This window comes from Limnohabitans sp. G3-2 (assembly GCF_002778275.1).
Classification (GTDB): Bacteria; Pseudomonadota; Gammaproteobacteria; order Burkholderiales; family Burkholderiaceae_C; genus Limnohabitans_A.
Genome location: NZ_NESG01000003.1, coordinates 98,405 through 119,075, shown reverse-complemented (window position 1 = coordinate 119,075; position 20,671 = coordinate 98,405). Strand labels below are relative to the sequence as shown.

Annotated in this window: 21 protein-coding genes; 14 read left to right on the top strand and 7 right to left on the bottom strand. The window is 57.4% G+C overall.

Translation table 11 applies throughout. The features are described 5' to 3' along the window. Window positions 1-633, bottom strand: coding sequence for a phosphonate C-P lyase system protein PhnH (gene phnH, locus B9Z31_RS05015; RefSeq protein WP_100118475.1), 633 nt, complete (start codon window positions 631-633; stop codon window positions 1-3). Beyond that, on the bottom strand, window positions 630-1,139 hold the full coding sequence (gene phnG, locus B9Z31_RS05010; protein ID WP_100118474.1) for a phosphonate C-P lyase system protein PhnG: 510 nt from the start codon (window positions 1,137-1,139) through the stop codon (window positions 630-632). The genes phnH and phnG overlap by 4 nt, the downstream gene beginning before the upstream one ends. A 73-nt stretch (window positions 1,140-1,212) precedes the next feature. Between phnG and phnF the strand changes: the two genes are divergently transcribed. The 12 genes from phnF (at window position 1,213) to lplT (ending at window position 12,657) form a co-directional block, all read left to right on the top strand. Next, window positions 1,213-1,995 (top strand): phosphonate metabolism transcriptional regulator PhnF, encoded by a 783-nt coding sequence (gene phnF, locus B9Z31_RS05005; protein WP_233200750.1) that lies wholly within the window; start codon window positions 1,213-1,215, stop codon window positions 1,993-1,995. Further along, window positions 1,985-2,698: a DUF1045 domain-containing protein gene (locus B9Z31_RS05000; RefSeq protein WP_100118473.1), complete on the top strand. Its 714-nt coding sequence runs from the start codon at window positions 1,985-1,987 to the stop codon at window positions 2,696-2,698. The genes phnF and B9Z31_RS05000 overlap by 11 nt, the downstream gene beginning before the upstream one ends. Further along, a complete protein-coding gene (gene phnN / locus B9Z31_RS04995) occupies window positions 2,695-3,255 on the top strand; it encodes a phosphonate metabolism protein/1,5-bisphosphokinase (PRPP-forming) PhnN (protein WP_100118472.1) in 561 nt (186 codons plus the stop codon). Before B9Z31_RS05000 ends, phnN begins: the two co-directional genes overlap by 4 nt. Window positions 3,256-3,397: 142 nt before the next feature. Next, entirely contained in the window at window positions 3,398-4,417 is a 1,020-nt protein-coding gene (pstS, locus tag B9Z31_RS04990; protein WP_100118471.1) for a phosphate ABC transporter substrate-binding protein PstS, read from the top strand. 96 nt (window positions 4,418-4,513) lie between these two features. Next, window positions 4,514-5,491: a phosphate ABC transporter permease subunit PstC gene (gene pstC, locus B9Z31_RS04985; protein ID WP_100118470.1), complete on the top strand. Its 978-nt coding sequence runs from the start codon at window positions 4,514-4,516 to the stop codon at window positions 5,489-5,491. 7 nt (window positions 5,492-5,498) lie between these two features. Continuing rightward, window positions 5,499-6,353 carry a phosphate ABC transporter permease PstA gene (pstA, locus tag B9Z31_RS04980; protein WP_100118739.1) on the top strand — a complete coding sequence of 285 codons (855 nt, stop codon included), beginning with the start codon at window positions 5,499-5,501 and terminating at the stop codon, window positions 6,351-6,353. A 54-nt stretch (window positions 6,354-6,407) separates the two neighbouring features. Next, complete coding sequence (gene pstB / locus B9Z31_RS04975) at window positions 6,408-7,181, top strand: phosphate ABC transporter ATP-binding protein PstB (protein WP_100118469.1); 774 nt, start codon at window positions 6,408-6,410, stop codon at window positions 7,179-7,181. 13 nt (window positions 7,182-7,194) lie between these two features. Continuing rightward, on the top strand, window positions 7,195-7,893 hold the full coding sequence (gene phoU, locus B9Z31_RS04970) for a phosphate signaling complex protein PhoU (protein WP_100118468.1): 699 nt from the start codon (window positions 7,195-7,197) through the stop codon (window positions 7,891-7,893). Continuing rightward, window positions 7,890-8,585 carry a phosphate regulon transcriptional regulator PhoB gene (phoB, locus tag B9Z31_RS04965; RefSeq protein ID WP_100118467.1) on the top strand — a complete coding sequence of 232 codons (696 nt, stop codon included), beginning with the start codon at window positions 7,890-7,892 and terminating at the stop codon, window positions 8,583-8,585. The genes phoU and phoB overlap by 4 nt, the downstream gene beginning before the upstream one ends. Before the next feature lie 11 nt (window positions 8,586-8,596). Continuing rightward, the gene (phoR, locus tag B9Z31_RS04960; RefSeq protein ID WP_100118466.1) at window positions 8,597-9,922 is read left to right on the top strand and encodes a phosphate regulon sensor histidine kinase PhoR; all 1,326 of its coding nucleotides are present in this window, start codon (window positions 8,597-8,599) and stop codon (window positions 9,920-9,922) included. 85 nt (window positions 9,923-10,007) lie between these two features. Next, window positions 10,008-11,447, top strand: coding sequence for a UDP-glucose/GDP-mannose dehydrogenase family protein (locus tag B9Z31_RS04955; RefSeq protein WP_100118465.1), 1,440 nt, complete (start codon window positions 10,008-10,010; stop codon window positions 11,445-11,447). Beyond that, window positions 11,440-12,657: a lysophospholipid transporter LplT gene (gene lplT / locus B9Z31_RS04950; RefSeq protein WP_100118464.1), complete on the top strand. Its 1,218-nt coding sequence runs from the start codon at window positions 11,440-11,442 to the stop codon at window positions 12,655-12,657. Before B9Z31_RS04955 ends, lplT begins: the two co-directional genes overlap by 8 nt. Before the next feature lie 8 nt (window positions 12,658-12,665). On the opposite strand, the gene B9Z31_RS04945 is transcribed toward lplT, so the two are convergent. Continuing rightward, window positions 12,666-13,856, bottom strand: a complete 1,191-nt coding sequence (locus tag B9Z31_RS04945) for a glycosyltransferase family 1 protein (protein WP_233200748.1) — start codon at window positions 13,854-13,856, stop codon at window positions 12,666-12,668. Between the two features lie 161 nt (window positions 13,857-14,017). On the opposite strand from B9Z31_RS04945, the gene B9Z31_RS04940 reads away from it, so the two are divergent. Then, a complete protein-coding gene (locus tag B9Z31_RS04940; RefSeq protein ID WP_100118463.1) occupies window positions 14,018-14,626 on the top strand; it encodes a hypothetical protein in 609 nt (202 codons plus the stop codon). Between the two features lie 50 nt (window positions 14,627-14,676). Here the strand turns inward: B9Z31_RS04940 and B9Z31_RS04935 are convergent, their stop codons facing one another. Next, entirely contained in the window at window positions 14,677-16,308 is a 1,632-nt protein-coding gene (locus tag B9Z31_RS04935) for an aminotransferase class III-fold pyridoxal phosphate-dependent enzyme (RefSeq protein WP_233200747.1), read from the bottom strand. 56 nt (window positions 16,309-16,364) lie between these two features. Here B9Z31_RS04935 and asd point away from each other — a divergent pair, with 56 nt between their 5' ends. Then, a complete protein-coding gene (asd, locus tag B9Z31_RS04930; RefSeq protein ID WP_100118462.1) occupies window positions 16,365-17,240 on the top strand; it encodes an archaetidylserine decarboxylase in 876 nt (291 codons plus the stop codon). Window positions 17,241-17,285: 45 nt separating this feature from the next. On the opposite strand, the gene B9Z31_RS04925 is transcribed toward asd, so the two are convergent. The 3 genes from B9Z31_RS04925 to B9Z31_RS04915 form a co-directional block, all read right to left on the bottom strand. Continuing rightward, a complete protein-coding gene (locus tag B9Z31_RS04925) occupies window positions 17,286-17,972 on the bottom strand; it encodes a phosphatase PAP2 family protein (RefSeq protein WP_100118461.1) in 687 nt (228 codons plus the stop codon). A gap of 125 nt (window positions 17,973-18,097) precedes the next feature. Further along, a complete protein-coding gene (locus B9Z31_RS04920) occupies window positions 18,098-19,678 on the bottom strand; it encodes a glycosyltransferase family 39 protein (protein WP_100118460.1) in 1,581 nt (526 codons plus the stop codon). Continuing rightward, on the bottom strand, window positions 19,665-20,666 hold the full coding sequence (locus tag B9Z31_RS04915) for a glycosyltransferase family 2 protein (RefSeq protein ID WP_100118459.1): 1,002 nt from the start codon (window positions 20,664-20,666) through the stop codon (window positions 19,665-19,667). Before B9Z31_RS04915 ends, B9Z31_RS04920 begins: the two co-directional genes overlap by 14 nt. Between the last annotated feature and the right edge of the window lie 5 nt (window positions 20,667-20,671).

The following is a 20,671-nucleotide window of genomic DNA, read 5'->3' as shown; positions in this document are numbered from 1 at the left end:
TCAGGACTCCGTGGCTGGCAAGATGCGGGTGGTGCGCGGCAGACCCGCAATGTGTGTGGCGGTGCAAAGGTAAACATCCACCCCCCTGGGGAAGCTGGCGTGGTTGTCGGCCCATTGCAGGGCAAATTCAGGTGCCATGCCACGCACGCGCAAGCTTCGCTCTGTGGGAATGCCGGGGCCTTGCAAGCGCCAAGTACCGCCATCGCTGTGCAGGCTGTCCACTTCGAGTACACAGGTGGCCGACTGGTCGGGGTAGGCGTCGCTGCCCAACTGCAGGCTGCTCAGCTGCGGCATGTCGTCACCTTGCGCCACCCACACAAACTGCGCAGCCGCCGCATCGGTCACGATGTGGCAACCGGTGTGAAAACGCAACCAAGCAGGCGCATCGCTGCTGGCCAGCGACGGCGACAGCCACAAGGTGGTGTCGGCGTCGAGCAAGCCCAGCAGCAATGCCGCGGCGGCGCAATGACCTTGACGCGGCAGCGCCGTGTCAAGGGGCATGTCGAACACGCGACCTGGGTGCGACAAGGCATCCAGCGCCACACGAAACACCGCTTGGCTGCCAAAGGCCTCGTGGTCGAAGCCGGCCACGATGTTTTGCAAATCGGGGGTTTTGATGATGGGGGCGTTCATGCGTCTTCTCCTTCGTCATCACCACTGCCGGCTTCACGGGCCACCGTGAGAAAGTCCACCTTGGTGGTTTGGGCTCGGTCATGACGCTCGGCCCGGTGCTGCTGCAGGTGCTCACGCACGGGTTTCAACAGCTTTTCTTCCAGCAACTCCCGCTCTGCAGGGTCTTGCAGCAGGGCGTCGGCCATCGCGGCCAGTTGCGCTTGTCGGTGGTTGCGACCCAGCACATAGGCCACCCCCACCGGGGCCTGTGCGTCCGCGCCGGGCAGGCGCAAAGCACAGCGGGTCACGGTGATTTCGCCCAGGTTGAAGCGCTCACCCGTGCCGCCTGCGCGGCCCTGAACCATCATCAAGCCTGTTTCGGGTTTGCGCAGCCACTGCGGGGCTGCGCGGCCTTGCTGGGGCAATGCGCCGTCGAGCAATTTCTGCGGCGCTCGGGCCAACAAGGCCATCCACTCGGGACGTGTGGTCGGCCGTTGCCCGCCGGCATTGTCAAATGATTGAAACATCGCTGTGGCACCCTGTAGCTTGTCTATACAACTTAAACACCTGGCCAGCTTAGGCAATCCATGTGTAGCTTTCATGACAAACGGTTCTGTTTTTGGGGTGCTGACTTTGCCGCAGATCGATGCCACTGGCTCAGAGCCGCCCGAGCGCGACAGTTTTTGGTCGCGCATCGCCCAGCAATTGGCCGATGCGATCGGGCAAGGCCAGTACACGCCCGGTGAACGCTTGCCATCCGAACACGCATTGGCCGAGCAGTTTGGCGTCAACCGGCACACCATTCGCCGCTCCTTGGCCCATCTGGGCCAACGTGGCCTGGTGCGCTCCACGCAAGGGCGCGGCACATTTGTTGAGGCCTTTGCGGTCGATTTGGCTTTGGGCAAACGCACACGCCACCGGCACAGCCTGGCACAAGCGGGTGTGCGGGGGGGCTTGCAAATTTTGCAGTCGCGCCACGTCTTGGCCCTGGCCGACCAAGCCCAGGCGCTCAAGGTGGGTGTGGGCAGCCCCTTGCTTTGCCTGCAGGTGCTGGGGGAGGGCGCCGGACAACCCCTGCATGTGAGCGAACGCTACTTTCCGCTGCCGCGCTTTGCGGGCCTGGCCGATGCTGTGGGCCGAAGTGGTTCGATCACCGAAGCGTTTGCCCAGCATGGCGTGAGCGACTACCAGCGGCAAGAAAGCCGCATCAGCGCCCGCATGCCCAGCCCCGAAGTGGCGACTCTGCTGCGCCAAGTGAACACGCGCCCCGTGCTGTTGGTCAGCAGTGTGAACGTGGACCCTGAGGGCGTGCCCATTGAATTTGCTTTGGCCTGGTTTGCAGGTGACCGCGTGACTTTGACGGTGAAAAACGATGAACTCTGAGCAGCTGTTGCCCTACCGCTGTGCGGTGTATTTTGTGCCCGAGGTCCACAGCGACTGGTGGCAAGCGGGCAGCCAATGGTTGGGGCGATGCGCGGCCAGTGGGGCGACTTATGCCCCGCCCGATATGCCAGGCCTAGACCCGGCCCAATGGCGAGCCCTGACCGCCGACCCGCGCCGCTACGGCTGGCACGCCACCCTCAAAGCGCCGTTCACCTTGGCCAATGGGCAAAGCCTGGCCGCACTGCGCAGCGCCATGCAGGCACTGGCCAGCCAATGGCCCGCTTTTGACCTCCCACCGCTTCAGGTGAGCGACCACGGCGGGTTTTTGGCCCTGCGCCCACAAGGCGACGTGACCCAGTTGAATGCCATGGCCGCAGCCTGTGTGCAGCAGTTGCACCCACTGGCCCAGCCCTTGCCGGATGCCGAGTTGGCGCGCCGCCGCCAAGCCCGCCTGACGCCCGAACAAGACCGCTTGCTGCTGGCATGGGGCTACCCGTGGGTGCTGGACCATTTTCAGTTTCACCTCTCGTTGACCGGGCCACTGGGCACATCTCCGCCAGAGGTTAAAGCGGCCTTTTTCCAAGCCGCACAAGCGCGTTTTGAAACACTGCCTGTGTGCCGTTTTGGGCAGATGGCCCTGTTCATCGAGCCTCGGCGAGGCGCCGATTTTGAGTTGGTAGTAACCATGGATTTGCACGGATGAACACACGGTTGATTTATGTGATGGGCCCCTCGGGGGCGGGCAAAGACAGTGTGCTGGGCTGGTTGCGAGATCATTTGCCTGTGGACATGCCCGTGCATTGGGCGCGCAGAACCATCACCCGACCCGCATCTGCCGGTGGGGAAGCGCATGAAGAAGTCGATGCGCAGGGTTTTGAGCGCTTGCAAAACCAAGCGGCATTTGCCATGGCGTGGCAAGCCAACGGTTTGCACTACGGCGTGCGCCACGCCGAATTGGCCCCCTTGCAGCAAGGCCACTGGGTGATGGTGAATGGCTCACGCGGCCACTGGCCCCAGGCCCTGCAAAGCCATTCGGGTTTGCAAGTGGTCCACATCACCGCCGATCCGGCCACGCTGGTGCAGCGCTTGACCCAGCGCGGGCGCGAAACGCCCGAGGACATCCAACAGCGGGTGGCGCGTGCCAGCGCCTTTGACGTGCCACTTGGGGCCATTGAGATTTTGAACAACGGCACCTTGGAGCAAGCGGGGCAGGCTTTGCTGCTGGCCCTGCAAGGATTGGCATCTTGGCCCAACCAGTGACCCGTCGGGTTAGGCATTTGCCGCGCCCTGAAACAAGGCCGCCGTATGTGTGACATCAAATTGTCATAATTCGCCTTTAAAGTCGGCTGAGTTTCTGCACAACCAGAAACCCCAATCCCCCCCCTCTGAACTAGGAGTTCAAATGTTGAAACTGAAATCATTCATTGCAGCGGTCGGTGTCACCGTGATGGCTGCATCGGCCTTGGCCGCTGACATCACTGGCGCTGGCGCGACATTCCCATTCCCGGTCTATGCCAAGTGGGCGGAAGCCTACAAAGCGGCCACCAATGTCGGCTTGAACTACCAGTCGATTGGCTCTTCGGGCGGCATTCGCCAGATCCGTGCCAAAACCGTGACTTTCGGTGCCACCGACGCACCTTTGTCCGGCGCTGACTTGGACAAAGACGGCATGGTTCAGTTCCCCATGATCATTGGCGGCACTGTGCCGGTCGTGAACTTGGATGGCTTCAAGCCAGGTGAGTTGCGCGTCACTGGCCCTGTGTTGGCCGATATTTTCTCCGGCAAGATCAGCAAGTGGAACGACCCCAAGTTCGCCGCTCTGAACCCCGGTAAGAACCTGCCCAACGACATCATCACCGTGGTGCACCGCGCCGATGGCTCTGGCACCACATTCAACTTCACCGATTACCTGAGCGCTGTGAGCAAAGAGTGGGCTGACGGTCCTGGTAAAAACGCCACCGTCAAGTGGCCAGCACCTACTTCCGTGGGCGGCAAGGGCAACGAAGGTGTTGCGGCCAACGTCAACCGCGTCAAAGGCTCGGTGGGTTATGTGGAATACGCTTACGTGAAAAAGAACAACATGAACTTCATGCAAGTTCAAAATGCCGATGGCAAATACGTCAGCCCAGATGACCTGACTTTCGCTGCAGCTGCCGCCAGCGCCGACTGGTTCAGCGTGCCAGGCATGGGCATCTCGATGGTGAATGCCAAGGGCGCCAACAGCTGGCCCATCAGCACGGCTTCCTTCATCTTGATGTACAAGAACCCAGCCGACAAAGCTGCCTCTGCTGAAGCCCTGAAGTATTTCGATTGGGCATTCAAGAATGGCAAAAAATTGGCTAACGATCTGGACTACGTGGCTTTGCCTGACAGCTTGACCAACGAGATCCGCTCCAAAGTCTGGTCGCAAATTCAGAAGTAATTCTGCTCCTTGAGTTCAGGTATCCGTCGGTTGACCCAGTGATCAATCGGCGGATTTCCTTTTCAAATTGATGGTCATAGTTGGATAGGCTCTCGCATGCAAACCTCCCTTTCTTCAGCAAAAGACAGCAGTCAAATGCTGGTCGTGGCCAAGCGGCAAAGGCTGCAAGATGCTGTATTTCATAGGTCCACGCAGCTTTTTTCATTGATCGTGCTGACTGCGCTGGCAGGCATCATCATTTCTTTGTTTGTCAACGCTTGGCCCACGTTTGCCAAGTTTGGCTTGCCCTTTCTCTGGTTTGCAGAGTGGGATGTGAACAATGAGCAATTTGGCGCAGCATTTGCCATCGTAGGAACCATGACCAGTGCCGGTATTGCCTTGTTGCTGGCTGTGCCCTTGGCCTTCGGTGTTGCCGTTTTTCTGACCGAAACCTGCCCAGTTTGGCTGCGCCGCCCCTTGGGCACAGCCATCGAATTGCTGGCCGCTGTGCCCTCCATCATTTACGGCATGTTTGGTTTGTTTGTGTTTGCCCCCTTGTTTGCCGACTACTTTCAAGTGCCTGTGCGTGACTTGATGAGCGGCATGCCTTTGGTGGGTTTTTTGTTTGGTGGCGCTCCGAACGGCATGGGCATCTTGGCTGCAGGCATTGTGTTGGCGTTCATGGTTTTGCCCTTTGTAGCTGCTGTGATGCGTGATGTGTTTGAGATCACGCCCCCCATCTTGCGCGAGTCGGCTTACGGTTTGGGCTGCACCACTTGGGAAGTTGTCCGCGCGATCGTGTTGCCCTACACCCAAAAAGGGGTGATCGGCGGCATCATGCTCGGCTTGGGCCGCGCCTTGGGTGAGACCATGGCGGTGACCTTTGTGATTGGCAATGCCAACCGCATGCCCACTTCACTATTCTCACCGGGCACATCGATCGCTTCGACATTGGCCAATGAATTTGGCGAGGCAGCCGATTTGCACATGTCTTCGTTGTTTGCACTCGGCTTCTTGCTGTTTGTGATCACCTTCGTGGTCTTGGCGCTCGCCAAGTGGATGATCAATCGGGCTGAAAAAGCCAAGGGGTTCTGATATGGCCATGAACATGGATCAAGGGCTTTACCGCCGCCGACAAGTGGCCAACTCTGTGGGCATGGCCACTTCGATGTTGGCGATGGCACTGGGCATCGCGGTGTTGATGTGGATTTTGCTGGTGCTGTTCTCCAATGGTTTTGCCGCCTTGGACTGGAACATGTTGACCAAAGACACACCTGCTCCTGGCACAGACGGAGGCGGTCTGCGCAATGCGATTGTCGGCAGTCTGATGATGGTGGGTTTGTCGGTTTTGGTGGCCACACCTGTGGGTATTTTGGCCGGCATTTACCTGACCGAATATGGTGACACCAGCAAAACCGCAGAGTTGACGCGTTTTGTGACCGACATCATGTTGTCCGCGCCATCGATTGTGATCGGCTTGTTTGTCTATGCCATCGCAGTGGCCACAATGGGTCAGTTCTCGGGTTATGCCGGCAGCATGGCTTTGTCCTTGATTGCCGTGCCTGTGGTCATGCGAACCACAGAAAACATGTTGCGCTTGGTGCCTGGCAGTTTGCGTGAAGCAGCTTTTGCATTGGGTGCACCACGCTGGAAAGTTTCTATTTCTGTCACTTTGCGTGCGGCAAAAAGTGGTGTGATCACTGGCTTGTTGCTGGCGGTCGCCCGCATCAGTGGCGAGACGGCGCCCCTGCTGTTCACAGCCTTGAACAACCAGTTTTTCAGCACCGACATGACCAAACCCATGGCCAACTTGCCTGTGGTGATTTACCAGTTCGCCATGAGCCCGTACGACAACTGGATCCGATTGGCATGGGGCGGCGCATTGCTGGTCACTTTGGCCGTTTTGTTGCTCAACATCTTGGCACGCGTGTTCTTCAGGGAAAAGACATCTGTTTGAAGCAGATTGCCCCCCCGAATTCCAAAAATCATTTTCGTATTCACAGGAATCCATATGCCTGACAAGAAACCAACGCAGAACGCACTTGAGGTCCGTAACCTTGACTTTTTTTACGGCAAATTCAAGGGCCTGAAAAACGTCAACCTGGACATCGCAGAAAACCGTGTCACGGCCTTCATCGGCCCATCGGGTTGTGGCAAATCCACGTTGTTGCGCACGCTCAACCGCATGTACAGCCTGTACCCAGGTCAGCGCGCAGAGGGTCAAATCAACTTTTATGGCCAAAACATCCTGGACAAAGGGCAAGACCTGAACTTGCTGCGCGCCCAAATCGGCATGGTGTTCCAAAAGCCCACACCTTTCCCGATGTCGATTTACGACAACATCGCTTTCGGCGTGCGCCTGTACGAAAACCTCAGCCGCGCCGACATGGACGAGCGCGTCGAGTCGGCTTTGACCAAAGCCGCCATCTGGAACGAAGTCAAAGACAAATTGGGTCAAAGTGGTTTGTCCCTGTCTGGCGGACAGCAGCAGCGTTTGTGCATTGCCCGCACCATCGCGGTCAAGCCCAAAGTCATCTTGCTCGATGAACCCACCTCTGCGCTGGATCCCATCTCGACCGCCAAGGTCGAAGAGTTGGTCAGCGAGTTGAAGAAGGACTACACCGTGGCCATCGTGACGCACAACATGCAGCAAGCGGCACGTGTCTCGGACTTCACGGCCTATATGTACCTGGGTGAATTGATGGAATTTGGTCAGACCGAGCAAATTTTCATGAAGCCTGCCCGTCAGGAAACCGAAGACTACATCACTGGCCGTTTCGGCTGATCAGGAGCAAAAAATGGAAAAGCACATTTCAAGTCAATTTGATGCCGACCTGACGAGCGTGTCTTCGCGCGTCTTGGAGTTGGGTGGTTTGGTGGAGTCGCAAACCCGTCATGCCGTTTATGCCTTGGCACAGTTCAGCCTGGAGGTGGCCGATCAGGTCATCGACACAGAAAAGCAAGTGAACAAGCTCGAAGTGGAAATTGATGCCGAGTTGGCGTCCATCATTGCACGTCGTCAGCCCACGGCCATCGACCTGCGTTTGTTGATGGCCATCTCCAAAATCACCGGTAACCTGGAGCGTGCCGGTGATGAGGCCGAGCGCATCGCCCGCATGGTTAAGCAGATTTTGGAGCAGGGCACACCCCGTAACCTGCCAGCCTCTGAATTGCGGATTGCCGCCGATTTGGCCACGGGTTTGCTGCGCAAAGCCCTGGATGCGTTTGCCCGCTTGGATGTCAACACCGCCTTGGTCATCTTAAAAGAAGACGACTTGATCGACGCCGAATTCAATGGCTTTGTGCGCAAGTTGGTCACTTACATGATGGAAGACCCACGCACCATCTCGGCCAGTCTCGATCTGTTGTTTGTGGCCAAAGCCATTGAACGCATCGGCGACCATGCCAAGAACATTGCCGAATTTGTCATTTATGTTGTCAAGGGTGCAGATGTCCGACACACCGCCCTGACCGAGATCGAAAAAGCGGTGAAATGAGATCCACTCCTCGCATCTTGATCGTCGAGGATGAACCCTCGATTGCCGAGTTGATTGCGGTCAACCTTCGGCACAACGGCTTTCAGCCTGTGTGGGCCATTGACGCCGAAACCGCGCAGCGTGAGCTCGATGAAATCTTGCCGGATGTGATCTTGCTCGACTGGATGCTGCCCGGTGAAAGTGGTCTGACTTTGGCACGCCGTTGGCGTGCCTCGAGCCGTACCAAAACGGTGCCCATCTTGATGCTCACCGCACGTGGCGATGAGGCCGATCGCGTTGCAGGTCTGGATGCGGGTGCTGACGACTACATTGTCAAACCGTTTTCTCCGCGTGAGCTTTTGGCGCGCATCCGGGCCGTGTTGCGCCGTCGCGTCCCTGAGGCTTCGGGCGGTGTCGTCAAAATGGGCGAGCTGCAATTGGATGCCGACACGCACCGCGTCAACTGGGCCGACAAGCCTTTGAAAGTGGGTCCCACCGAGTTCAAGTTGCTGCATTACCTGATGCGTCATCCAGAGCGCGTGCACAGCCGGGGCGCCTTGCTCGACAAGGTCTGGGGTGACCATGTGTACATCGAAGAGCGCACCGTGGACGTGCATGTCAAGCGTTTGCGCGAATCCTTGGGTGAGGCCGGCACCATGATCGAAACCGTGCGCGGTGCAGGTTACAGGTTCACACACACCCCCGCCGTTTGATTCGGGCTTGAATGATCTTCTCGGTTTTTGATCTCTTGATGGGTGTGGCGGTGGCCGCTGTGCCCGGCTGGTTCTTGGGTGGCACGGTCGGTGCATTGTCTGCAGCGGCTTTGGCTTTGTTCGCGCATGCGGTGGTTTTGGTGTGGCGCATTCACCGCCTTGACCAGTGGCTCAGTGCCCCCCACCTGCAACGCGACCCCCCATGGCAAGGGATTTGGTTGGAGATGGCCTCACGCATCCAGCGTATATTGCGCCTGCAAGAAAAGCAGGCGGCTTTGCACGAAAAACGCCTGAAAGACTTTTTGCTGGCGATCCAAGCCTCGCCCAATGGCGTGGTTTTGCTGGATGGGGATTCCCGCATTGAATGGTGCAATGACACGGCGGCCTCCCACTTGGGTTTGGATGCGCAAAAAGACCGCATGCAACACATTGTCCATTTGGTGCGAGATCCGGTCTTTGCCAAGTACTTCGCGCAAGACGAGCACAGCTCCGAGGTCATCATCGAGGGCCGTACCAACTCCGTGGTCAATGTCAAGAAACTCTCGGTGCAGCTGCATGCGTATGGCGAAGGCCGTTCACTGCTCTTGACCCGCGACATCACCGCGCTGGCACAAGCCGATGCGATGCGTCGGGATTTTGTGGCGAACGTGTCGCACGAGATCCGCACCCCTTTGACGGTGCTGAGCGGCTTTGTGGAAACCTTGCAATCGATTCCACTGGATGCTGCCGAGACGAAGCAGTACCTTCAGCTCATGTCGGTCCAGTCCGAGCGCATGCAGTCCTTGGTGGCCGATTTGCTGACCTTGTCTCAGCTGGAAGGCAGCCAAGCGCCCAGCGTTCAGGAAAAGGTGCCCTTGCCCCCATTGATGGACCATGTCCATGACGATGCCCTGGCGTTGACGGAATTGTTGGCGTCTAAATCCGATGGACCGGTGCACCAGTTGGTGATGGACCCTGTGCCAGAAGTGGCCTTGCTCGGTTCCCGCTCGGAGTTGCTCAGCGCGGTGTCCAACCTGGTGAACAACGCCATCCGTTACACCCCATTGGGTGGGCTCATCCATTTGCAGTGGTCATTGACACCCGAAGGGGCTGTGTTTGCTGTGAAAGATTCAGGCCCTGGCATTGCGGCCGAGCACCTGCCACGCTTGTCTGAGCGTTTTTACCGGGTGGACCGCAGCCGCTCGCGTGAAACGGGTGGTACAGGTTTGGGACTGGCCATCGCCAAACACGTCATGCAACGCCATGGCGGAGAGCTCCGCATCGAGAGTGTGGTGGGGCAGGGCGCCACATTCAAGTTGTGTTTACCGCTCAGCCGCGTGTCCAACAGCTTGGATTGACGCAAGCTTCACAGCAATTTCATCGAATTGACACGGGCATTTCACGGTCCGAATTGAACATGCAGTCAACTACAGGAGAGTTGTCATGCGTGTCACAGTCATTGGTTCCGGTTATGTGGGTTTGGTCACGGGCGCTTGTTTGGCAGACCTCGGCTTCAAAGTTGTTTGCATGGACAAAGATGAAGACAAAATCCGGTCTTTGCAAGACGGTGAAGTTCCAATCTTCGAGCCTGGCTTGAAAGAATTGTTGGCCCGTAACCGGGTTGACGGACGCATCCGTTTCACCAGCGACGCGTGCGACGCCGTCGAGCATGGCGATATTTTGTTCATCGCCGTGGGCACGCCCCCATCCGAAGATGGCTCTGCCGATTTGGGGCATGTGCTGTCTGTGGCGGCCACCATCGGCCGTCACCTCAAAAGTTTCAAGCTCGTGGTCAACAAATCCACGGTGCCAGTGGGCACAGCCGACAAGGTGCGCGCAGCCATTTCACACGAATTGCTGCATCGTGGCATGTCAACCGACCAGTTTGATGTGATTTCCAACCCGGAGTTCCTGAAGGAAGGTGCTGCGATTGACGATTTCATGCGGCCAGACCGGATTGTGGTGGGCGTGGACGACGGCCCGCACCGAGCACTGAGCCAGCGCATGATGGGCGATCTGTATGCGAGTTTCAACCGCCACCATGCGCGCACCGTTTGGATGGATGTGCGCAGCGCCGAACTGACCAAGTACGCTGCCAATGCCATGCTGGCCGCGCGCATCTCTTTCATGAACGAAATGGCCAATTTGGCCGATGTGCTGGGTGCCGACGTTGACCACATCCGCCGAGGCATTGGTGCTGACACGCGCATCGGCCACAGCTTCTTGTACGCAGGCAGTGGCTACGGTGGCAGCTGCTTTCCAAAAGATACCCAAGCCTTGGTCAGCACGGCCAAAGCGCATGGGCAAAGCATGGCCGTGGTCAGTGCGACAGAGCAGGTCAATGAGCGCCAGAAGTTGATTCTGGTGCAACGCTTGGTTGAGCGCATGGGCGAAGATTTGACGGGACGGAAAATTGCCATTTGGGGCCTGGCTTTCAAACCCAACACCGACGACATGCGCGAAGCCCCCAGTCGGGTGGTGATTCGCCAGTTGTTGAAGCGTGGCGCCCACGTCACGGCGTATGACCCTGTGGCTTCACACGAAGCGATGAAAGCCTTGCGCCTTGATTTTGAAGGTGAAGAGGGTGAGTTGGCGCGATTTGAGTTGGCTGCCAACGACATGCAGGCGCTGGAAGGCGCGGACGCCTTGATGGTGCTCACCGAGTGGAAGAATTTTCACAACCCGGATTTCGCGGCCATGAAGGCGGTGATGCGGCATGCGCTCATATTGGATGGCCGCAATTTGTATAACCCAGAGGCCCTGCTCGATTGGGGCATTGCCTACCAAGGCGTGGGTCGCCGCAATGACCTGGCCTTGTCCTTTTCATTGGTTCGAGACGAATTGACCGAAGCTTCGGCGTTGCCAGCGCCGCTGCATGCCTAAAGGTTTCTATTTTTTGATTCTGGCCCAGTTTGCCAGTGGGCTGGCCGACAACGCGTTCATGATTTTGGGCGTGTTTTTTTTGCAGGAGCAAGGGTACTCGGCTTGGTGGGCGCCCTTGCTGAAGTTCGCTTTCACCCTGTCTTATGTCGTTTTGGCCAGTGTGGCCGGTTCAGTGGCGGATGCGTTTCCTAAAAGCCGCTTGATGGCCGCCATGAACCTCTTGAAGTTCACGGGTGTCTTTTTGCTTCTGGCGGGCGTTCACCCGCTGTTGTCCTTTGCCATGACCGGTTTGGCGGCTGCTTTGTATGCGCCCGCCAAATACGGTCTGGTCAGTGAGGCCGTTCCTACCCGTTTGCTGGTCAAGGCCAATGCCTGGTTGGAAGTCTCGGTGGTTTTGTCGGTGATGCTGGGTGTCGCTTTGGGTGGGGGCTTGATCCAATGGCAGTTGGGCAGTGGTCAAACGTCATGGCTTTCATGGAGCGCAGGACCGCAGTGGTGGGTGGGTACACAGGTCCGTGACGCCTTTGGGGTGGTGTGCGGCATTTATGGCGTGTCGGCCTTGCTCAACATGGGCGTGTCGCCATTGAAGTCGCGTCGGTGCATCCCCTTGACCTGGCGTGGCCTGCAATGGTCTGTTTTTTGGAAGCACAACCGGCAGCTGTGGGCAGACCCTTTGGGAGGGATGTCTTTGCATGTCACCACCTTGTGCTGGGGTTCTGGTGCTGTTTTGCAATTTGCTGTTTTGCGGTGGGCGCAAACCAACGCAGAACTGACTTTGCAGCAAGGGGCCTATTTGCAAGCGGTCGTCGCCTTGGGTGTGATGGGCGGCGCCACCATGGCCGCTTACCAAAGCCGCATATTCAATGCGCGTCGCGCATTGCCATGGGGGCTGGTTCTGGCAGCCGTTTTACCGACGATGGCGCTGGTTCATGCCTTGCCCTTGGCTTTGCCCTTGTTGCTGTTGTCGGGTTGGGCTGGTGGCATGCTGTTGGTGCCGATGAATGCCTTGCTGCAGCATCGGGGGTTGAGGATCATGAATCCTGGCCAATCGATCGCGGTCCAAGGCTTCAATGAGAACTTGAGCGTTCTGGTGATGTTGGGCCTGTACAGTGCATTGCTGGCTTGGGAATTGCCCTTGCTGCCCATCATGCTGCTGCTGGCGCTGCCTTTGCTGGGGGCCGTTCTGCCTTGGCTGCGGCGAAGGGCCTGACAGTCGCTTCAGACTTTGGAACCTGTGGTCAGCGCGTTGCGGAAAATCACTTCCACTTGGGAAACAATTTCCTGCCAATCCCAAGGTCGAATGCTTTGGGCCGCATGCGACTTGGCGGTGTGCAAAGTCGATTTCTTTTGCGTGATTTCCAGCGCTTTGAGCACATAGCGTTGAGCGTCTTCACCCTGGACCAACCAGCCATTTTGGCCGTCTTCAATCACTTCCGTGGCTGCTGCACAGTCAAAGGCGAGAACCGGCGTGCCGCTGGCCATGGCTTCGAGGGTGACGTTGCCAAAGGTTTCGGTCAGGCTGGGGAAGAGAAAAAGGTCTGCGCTGGCATACACATGGGCCAACTCCGCGTGCGTGCACATGCCCATGAAAACGGCGTCTGGGCAATCTGTCTCCAGTTTGCTGCGGTAGGGGCCATCACCCGCAAACACCAGCTTCACCCGGCGTCCGTTTTGCGCCAGGGCTTGGTAGGCGCTGACGATCAAATCCAGGTTTTTTTCGGCAGCCAGTCTGCCTACGGACAGCAACACCAGCGTGTTCTCGTCGGCTTGCCACTGTGAACGCAAAGTGTCACTGCGCTGTCCGGGATGAAACAGCTGCGTGTCAACACCTCTGGCCACGATGCGCAAGTTTTCAAACCCAGCGGCTTGCAACTGAGCTTTCAGTGCACGCGTGGGCACCATGGTGCAATGGGTCCGGTTGTGAAATTTTCGCAAATAAGCCACGATGGGTTTGCTCAGCCACCCCACGCCATAGTGCTTGCTGTAGCTGTGAAAATTGGTGCGAAAGTCGGATGTGATCGGCAGGCGCAACACCCGAGCCGCTTGCAGTGCCGACCAGCCCAAAGGGCCTTCGGTGGCAATGTGCACGAGGTCAGGTCGCTTGGCCGTCCACGCCTTGATGAGTGATTTTTTGCTGGGGAAACCCAATTTGAGTTGCGGATAATTGGGGATGGGCAAGCCTCGGAGCAAGATCTCGGACCACCCTGCATGCTCAGCGCCGGTGTCGAACTTGTCTTGCCTTGGCCGGATGAGTTGAATGGTGTGCTTGCGCAGACTCAGTTGATGAATCAGTTTGGACAAGGTCAGTGCCACGCCATTGACCTCTGGCGGCCAAGTCTCTGTGACCACAGCGATGCGCATGGAGGGGTTTTCTGGCTCGATATTCTCTACCAGGATGCGGTCGGTCATGAGTTTTTCCATGGCCCTCATCTTGACTTTCACATTTAACAACTTGATGACAAAGTCAGATTTGTAAACATTTCATGTCCGTTTGAATACGCCGCGGATGTCACTGTTTTTTCACACGAATTCAGCATGATGGACATTCCCATTGTTCTTAAGGTGATAGCGTGAAAGAATTTTTTGAAGAATTGCGTGTTCAGCGTTGGGATGATCATCGGTACTACCACCACTGTCGGATCAACCAATCCTTGCACCTGTTGAGTGCCATGGCCTTTGTGGTGTCCTACGGGCTGTTGTTCATTGATCCCGCGATCGCCGCATTGCTGGCTTGGATGGTGTCCATGACGTCCAGACAAGCGGGTCACTTCTTCTTTGAGCCCTTGGGTTATGACCATGTCAACCAAGCCACCAACGACCACAAGGAAGAGATCAAGGTGGGCTATAACCTGCGTCGCAAAGTGGTGCTGCTCAGCATCTGGGCTTTGTTGCCCTTGGCCATTTACATGAATCCTGGTTGGATGGGGGTGTTTCCTGAGCACGAAACCTTCTATGAATTCATTCGTGCGGTGGGTTACTCGTGGTTGTTTTTAGGTGCCGCTGCCTTGCTGTTTCGCACAGTGCATTTGTTTTTCCTGAAAGATGTGCGAACCGGCTTGGTTTGGATGACGAAAATCCTGACCGATCCCTTCCACGACATTTACCTGTACCACAAGGCACCTTGGCAGTTGTTGCGTGGTGAACGGTTCGCGGACCGCAGCCTGCACGTCAACCGTTGAGAAGGCCCAACCCCGAAATGCCCTCATCAGGCACTTCGGGGTTTTTTGTTTCAGCCAAACAGGGTTTCTTTCAAGATGCTCCGGCGGATCGATTTGTTGGTGATGTCTGGGGCATGCCACCACCAACCATCGCGCTTCATCTCTTGCGCAGCCAAGACAAACTTTTGCAGCACGGCATCAAAGTCAGCGTCGCTGTAGTTGAGGCTGAAGATCAAACGACCTGTTCCCACCCAACTGAGTGCCAATCCATGCAGCCTGAGGTAGTACTGCAGCATCCAGTTGTATCGGCTGGGCTGTGTGTAAAAGAGCGTCCAGACACTGGACATATTGGCCGCTTGCAAGGGCAATCCATGGGTGTTCATGGTCTCGTTGAACAAGGCGGACCGGGCGTTCCAGCGCTCGTCCAGGCCTTCGTAAATGGCTTGCACTTGCGGCGTTTCCAATTCGTCCAAAAATGCCGACATGGCCCCCATGACCGCGGGGTGTGCATTGAATGTGCCCCTTGCAAAGCAGATGTCAGCCGGGTGCTTCTCATCGAAACGCCGCATCCACTTGCTTTGGCCACACACCACGCCCACAGGAAATCCGCCGCCCAGTGTTTTGCCGTAAGTGACCAGGTCGGCTTGCACGCCAAAGTAGGCTTGCGCTCCGCCAGCTGCCAAACGGAATCCCAAGAAGACTTCGTCAAAGATCAGGGCAATGCCGCGCTCGGTACAGACCTGACGAAGGGCTTTGAGCCAAGTCGTGTAAGCCGCACGGTCATATGCGGCTCGGCGGCTGCTGTCGACCAGGGTCGAGTCCCCCGGTGCGTTGGCATTGGTGTGCAAGGCCTGCAAAGGATTGATGAGCACGCAAGCAATGTCTTTGCGGCTGCGCAGCACTTGCAAGCTGCGTTCGCTCATGTCACTCAAGGTGTAGGTTTCGCGCGGGGGCATGGGATTGCCCGGGCCCGGTTGAACGTCTTCCCACCAACCGTGGTACGCACCGCAAAAGCGCACGATGTTTTTACGCCGGGTGTGGTAGCGCGCCAGGCGAACCGCTTGCATGACGGCTTCGGTGCCCGACATGTGAAAAGAAACTTCATCCAAGCCGGAGATGGCTTTGAGCTTTTCTGCGTTGCTCGCCACCACAGGGTGGTAGGAGCCCAGAACCGGACCCAGGCTCTGCGTCCGCGACATGCCTTCGGCCATGGTCTTTTTGTAAAAGTCTGCACCGAACACGTTCACGCCGTAAGAGCCGGTCAAGTCGTAAAACACCTGACCATCCAAGTCAGTGACCTGAACGCCTTGGGCCGATTGCAAAAACGAGCCCACTTTCAAATGCTTTCGAACCAAGGGACTGAACTGAAACGGGACGCGGTAGGCCGCGATGAACTGCATGTCCGAAATGTTCTCGCGTGCCGCCGCAGTGGCCTCGATGCTGAGGCGATGGCGTGTTTGCAGGGTGTCGGCCACCCCCATAAAAGCGGCGCGCCGCTGCGCTTGTATGTCGGCAGGCGCGCCATCACACCCGAAAAATTCGGTTTCATCAAAACTGTAGCCAGGCAGCCATCGCGCCAAGCGCTTGGCCATGCGGGAGTGGCCAGCGAGCGAGCGGTGTTTCGCGCGCGAAAGTTGAAGTCGTTGATGCAGCGCTGGGGCCATGGCCGCCAGTACGCCCAAACTGATCCAAGTGGGGTTCACGGTCGAATTCCTTGTGACAACAAAATTTCTTTTTATTCAAATTGAGTGACAACACGATGAAGATTCGGCAAATTTTTCAAAAATGGATGCTGCAAGAAGACCTGAATTTCTTGCTGACCAACCGCATCCCTCGCATCACCTTGACCCGATTCATGGGCTGGTGGAGCCAAATTCGCCACCCTTGGGTCGTTCAAGCGTCTATGGCGGTTTGGCGCATGTTCAGTGATTTGGATTTGAGCGAAGCCAAGACGCAGAAATTTGACAGCTTGCATGCGTGTTTCACGCGCGAACTCAGGCCCGGTGCACGGGTGGTGAACCCAGATCCGGCTTACATGACCTCGCCTTGTGATGCGATCGTGGGGGCCTGCGGCACGATCAAGCAAGGTCAGGTTTTTCAGGCCAAAGGGTTTCCCTACCAATTGGAAACTTTGCTGGGCTCATCCCCGCGCTGCCAGCATTGGCCTGCCGATCTGGAAGGGGGCACCTACCTGACCTTGCGCCTGACCAGCAGCATGTACCACCGCTTCCATGCGCCTGATGCTGTGCAGCTCCAGCATGTCACCTACATCTCAGGGGACACCTGGAATGTGAACCCCGTGGCATTGGCACGCGTACAAGAGCTGTTTTGCAAAAACGAACGGGCGGTCTTGCACCTGCAAACTCAAGAGGGCGTGCCTTTCTTGATCGTGCCCGTGGCAGCGGTGTTGGTGGCCAGCATGCGCTTTCATGCGGTGGATGTGTTGCTCAACCTGCGCTACAAAGGCCCGAACGAAATGGCCTGTGACGCCCATTACGCCAAGGGCCAAGAAATGGGCTGGTTTGAGCACGGCTCCACCATTTTGGTCTTTGTGCCCAAAGGCTTTGCTTTGGCGCAAGGCATCCAGCAGGGGCAGCGCATCCAAATGGGTCAAGCATTGCTCAGCAAACTTTGAGGCATCCCATCGGGGGCTTTTGGACGCAGTTTGAATCTCGAAAATTCAGGTGCGTCTTAATTGGTAAAAGCGCCAATGGAGCCAAACTTGGCGGATCAACAAATGGGCGCCCCATACGGCCAGCAAGGAAAAAATCACATCGCTCAGGAAGTGCCCGCCCTGCATGATCCGCCCCAGACCAATCAAGGTGCCCGCAATTGCCCCGAGAATCCACCAACGCCTGCGTGATGCGGGCGCTGACCACAGTCCCAGGGTCATGATGCAAAAGCCAATGGCGGCGTGACCGCTGACGAAGGAGCAGTTGCGTTGACACAGGTCACTGCTTTGTAGTGCAGGTATGAACGGGGCGTCTCCACCCAAGCCGATGGTGTGGGCAGGACGGGGTCGACCGACCTGATTTTTCAGTCCTTCATGGACCAGGAGCCCCACACCCAGTGTGACCACCAAAATCCAAGCAAGAGATTTTCGCCAGACGCCCCTGTTGACCCGACCGGGTTTGATCCAGCGAACCGCCATCACGACCAGTGCGCAAAGTGTTATGGCCATGCCAACGCGGGGTGCCCCCACGTAAACGGCCCTGACCCAAACCCAATCACTGGCAGGAAAAAGCCCGCCTTCTTCATGGAAGAGCTGTGCCACCCACAGGTCTATTTCTGGCCAGAGCAAGACACTGAGGCACGAGGCCAGCAACAGGGCTGCCCATTGAATCCAGGAGCGATGGCGGAGTTTCATGGGGTATCCAGCTTCCAAAGGTCATCGGTTCTGCCTGCCTCGGTGTGCCGATGGAGCAGGCGCCTCGGCGGGTGACCAAGCTTGCGCGCGGTGGTTGCGGTTGTAACTGGGGGTGGTCGACATGCTCATGGCGTGGTTGTTTTTTCGGTTTGGAACAAAACCATGCCCTTGTCCTTGGCCCACACCTGGGCCCCAGGTGGGAGCTGCGCTTCAGGCGCCAAGAACAAGCTCGCAGGACTGCCTTTGGGTGTCAGGGCTTGTTGCCTGTAAAAGGCAAATGAAGGCCAGTTGCCGCCGATTTGCCCCACTGTGGATGGCCAATTCCTCGCTTCTAGCCCCAATGTTTTGATGGGCCCCTGCAGGGTGTTGGCCCACCATGGCCAGACGGCCAAAGCCATAACCGAGCCTTGGACCAAGGCCATGGCAGACAGTACGTCGGCCAAGCCCAAGCGGGCCATTTGGGCCATTCGGGCGTGGCCCATCAGAAGGGTCAGCGCCAGCAGACCCCAGGCTGTGGCGATGGTGGCCAAAGGCAAAGGCTCTAGGGTATGGCGAAAGATGTGCGTCAGTGCTTGTGGAACCCGATCAGGAAAAGTTATCCAATACCAAGGAAGTCCGACCATCAGGGCCTGCCAACCCAGCAGTGACAACGCGCACAGCCCGGCATGCCAAGAGCGCAGGCGCTCCAATGCGGCCGTCAACAACAGCACGACCCCAGGTGCGGCATAGATGCCATAGTGCGGCAGTTTGGTTCCGGCAAGACTAAAAAAAACCAACACAAAAACAGTCCATATCAAAGCCTGCCGGGTCAGCGCATGACCCCACAGTGCTCGCCAGCGGCCCAGCCATGCCAAAAGCAGCGGCGTCCAGGGCATCCACAAAATGGGTGCCACGATTGCGAAGTAAAGCCAATGACCGTCATGCCCTTCCATTGGTGCGGTAAAACGCTCGATGTTGTGCTTCAAAATGAAGCCCTTCACGAATTCCTCGCCGTGCCGCCAGACGGCGTAGGCATACCACGGTAGGGCAATGGCCAGCATGTAAATCCAAGCGCGCAAATCGGACAGTGCTTTGCGGCAAACACCCCATTGACCCGATACCAGGCAATGGATGAGCAGGCTGGCTGCTGGGATCAAGAGGGCAACTGGCCCTTTGACCAACATCCCCGCGCCTACCCACAAGGCCAGACGACGCAATGCCTTCAAGTCTTCCGTTTCGAGGTACCGCCAAAGGTCGATGGCGCTGAGCATCAAGAACATGCCCAGCACCGCATCCGCTGTGGCTGCGTGGGCCATGGCCCAGCTGCCAAAACTGGTGACATGGATGATGGCGGCCCAAGCGCCCGTCCGAACGCCCCATGGGCCAGCGATGAATTTCCACAAGGCGAGCGCAGCCAGCCAGGTGGCCAATGCCGAAGGCAGTCGCATGGCCAGCTCGGTCGGCCCCAACAGGACCCCACTGAGGGCTTGCAGCCAATAAATGCCAATCGGTTTGTCAAAGCGGTCCAAACCATTGAGGGTGGTGTGGCCCCAATCACCCGATGACAGCAGGGCCCGGGTTGCTTCGGAAAAAGCCCCTTCGTCGACATCGAACAAAGGGGCCTGGCCCAGCCCCATCAGAAGGAAAGCCAGCAATCCCAAGGCCAGAGCGATCGCCCAGCGGGGTGGCCTGGCAGTCCAGCCTGGTGCGAATTCAAGGTGTGTCATACCATCCTGCTTCGTCGTCCAAGGCTGTCAAGTCTCTGGTGTGGTAGGCCAGGGACTGTCCCCCGTCAAAATATGTACGCATCAACATTTCCGATAACACCCCCGTGGTGATGAATTGCAGACCAGAAACGATGCAGAAAAAACCCAGAAACATCAGAGGCCGGGTGCCGATGTCTTCGCCCATCCATTTGATGGCTGCCAGGTAAGTCAGGATCAGCGTGCCAACTGCACTGACCAACAAGCCCAATCCGCCAAAAAAGTGTCCTGGGCGTGTGCCGAAATTCAAAAAGAAATGGATCGACAGCAAGTCAACCAGGACCCGAATGGTTCTGGAGATGCCGTATTTGGATTGACCCTTGGTTCGAGGGCGATGACTGACAGCCAACTCGGCCATGCGATCAGGGGAGGTGACCGTAGCCATCCAAGCGGGAATGAAGCGGTGCATCTCGCCATAAAGCCGGATCTTGCGCAAAACGCTGGTGCGAAAGGCTTTCAGGCTGCACCCCAGGTCTTGGAATTGCAGTCCGCTGACACGCCTGATGAGCCGATTGGCCAGTCTGGAGGGAATTTTGCGTAAGAAGAGTCCATCCTGACGGTATTGCCGCCAGCCGGCGACCAAGTCCAGATCTTCTCGGAGCAATTTGTCGACCAAATTCGGGATGTCCAGGGGGTCATTTTGCAAATCCCCATCCATGGTGACGATCACATCGCCTCGGGCCATGTCGATGCCCGCCTGCATGGCTGCGGTTTGACGAAAATTACGCAGCAAACGGATGATCCGAATGTGTGGCCCCACTTGTTGGGCACGCTGGCGCAAGCGTTTCCAGGTCTCGTCAGTGCTGCCGTCGTCGACCACCAAAAGTTCCCACGGATGAGGGTAGTGCATCAGGGCGGCTTGGACCGCATCAATCAGGTCATGCGCCAGTTCTTCCTCGTTGAACATGGGGACCACCACAGACAGGCGGTGAGGGGGTGTTTGAAGCAGCATAAGGG

Coding starts and splice junctions, on each gene's coding strand:
- phnN (WP_100118472.1), top strand. CDS start 2,695: ATGAACACACGGTTGATTTATGTGATGGGCCCCTCGGGGGCGGGCAAA.
- pstS (WP_100118471.1), top strand. CDS start 3,398: ATGTTGAAACTGAAATCATTCATTGCAGCGGTCGGTGTCACCGTGATG.
- phoB (WP_100118467.1), top strand. CDS start 7,890: ATGAGATCCACTCCTCGCATCTTGATCGTCGAGGATGAACCCTCGATT.
- phoR (WP_100118466.1), top strand. CDS start 8,597: ATGATCTTCTCGGTTTTTGATCTCTTGATGGGTGTGGCGGTGGCCGCT.
- phoU (WP_100118468.1), top strand. CDS start 7,195: ATGGAAAAGCACATTTCAAGTCAATTTGATGCCGACCTGACGAGCGTG.
- lplT (WP_100118464.1), top strand. CDS start 11,440: ATGCCTAAAGGTTTCTATTTTTTGATTCTGGCCCAGTTTGCCAGTGGG.
- phnH (WP_100118475.1), bottom strand. CDS start 633: ATGAACGCCCCCATCATCAAAACCCCCGATTTGCAAAACATCGTGGCC.
- B9Z31_RS04955 (WP_100118465.1), top strand. CDS start 10,008: ATGCGTGTCACAGTCATTGGTTCCGGTTATGTGGGTTTGGTCACGGGC.
- B9Z31_RS04915 (WP_100118459.1), bottom strand. CDS start 20,666: ATGCTGCTTCAAACACCCCCTCACCGCCTGTCTGTGGTGGTCCCCATG.
- B9Z31_RS05000 (WP_100118473.1), top strand. CDS start 1,985: ATGAACTCTGAGCAGCTGTTGCCCTACCGCTGTGCGGTGTATTTTGTG.
- asd (WP_100118462.1), top strand. CDS start 16,365: ATGAAGATTCGGCAAATTTTTCAAAAATGGATGCTGCAAGAAGACCTG.
- phnF (WP_233200750.1), top strand. CDS start 1,213: ATGACAAACGGTTCTGTTTTTGGGGTGCTGACTTTGCCGCAGATCGAT.
- pstA (WP_100118739.1), top strand. CDS start 5,499: ATGAACATGGATCAAGGGCTTTACCGCCGCCGACAAGTGGCCAACTCT.
- B9Z31_RS04945 (WP_233200748.1), bottom strand. CDS start 13,856: ATGACCGACCGCATCCTGGTAGAGAATATCGAGCCAGAAAACCCCTCC.
- pstC (WP_100118470.1), top strand. CDS start 4,514: ATGCAAACCTCCCTTTCTTCAGCAAAAGACAGCAGTCAAATGCTGGTC.
- pstB (WP_100118469.1), top strand. CDS start 6,408: ATGCCTGACAAGAAACCAACGCAGAACGCACTTGAGGTCCGTAACCTT.
- B9Z31_RS04920 (WP_100118460.1), bottom strand. CDS start 19,678: ATGACACACCTTGAATTCGCACCAGGCTGGACTGCCAGGCCACCCCGC.
- B9Z31_RS04925 (WP_100118461.1), bottom strand. CDS start 17,972: ATGAAACTCCGCCATCGCTCCTGGATTCAATGGGCAGCCCTGTTGCTG.
- phnG (WP_100118474.1), bottom strand. CDS start 1,139: ATGTTTCAATCATTTGACAATGCCGGCGGGCAACGGCCGACCACACGT.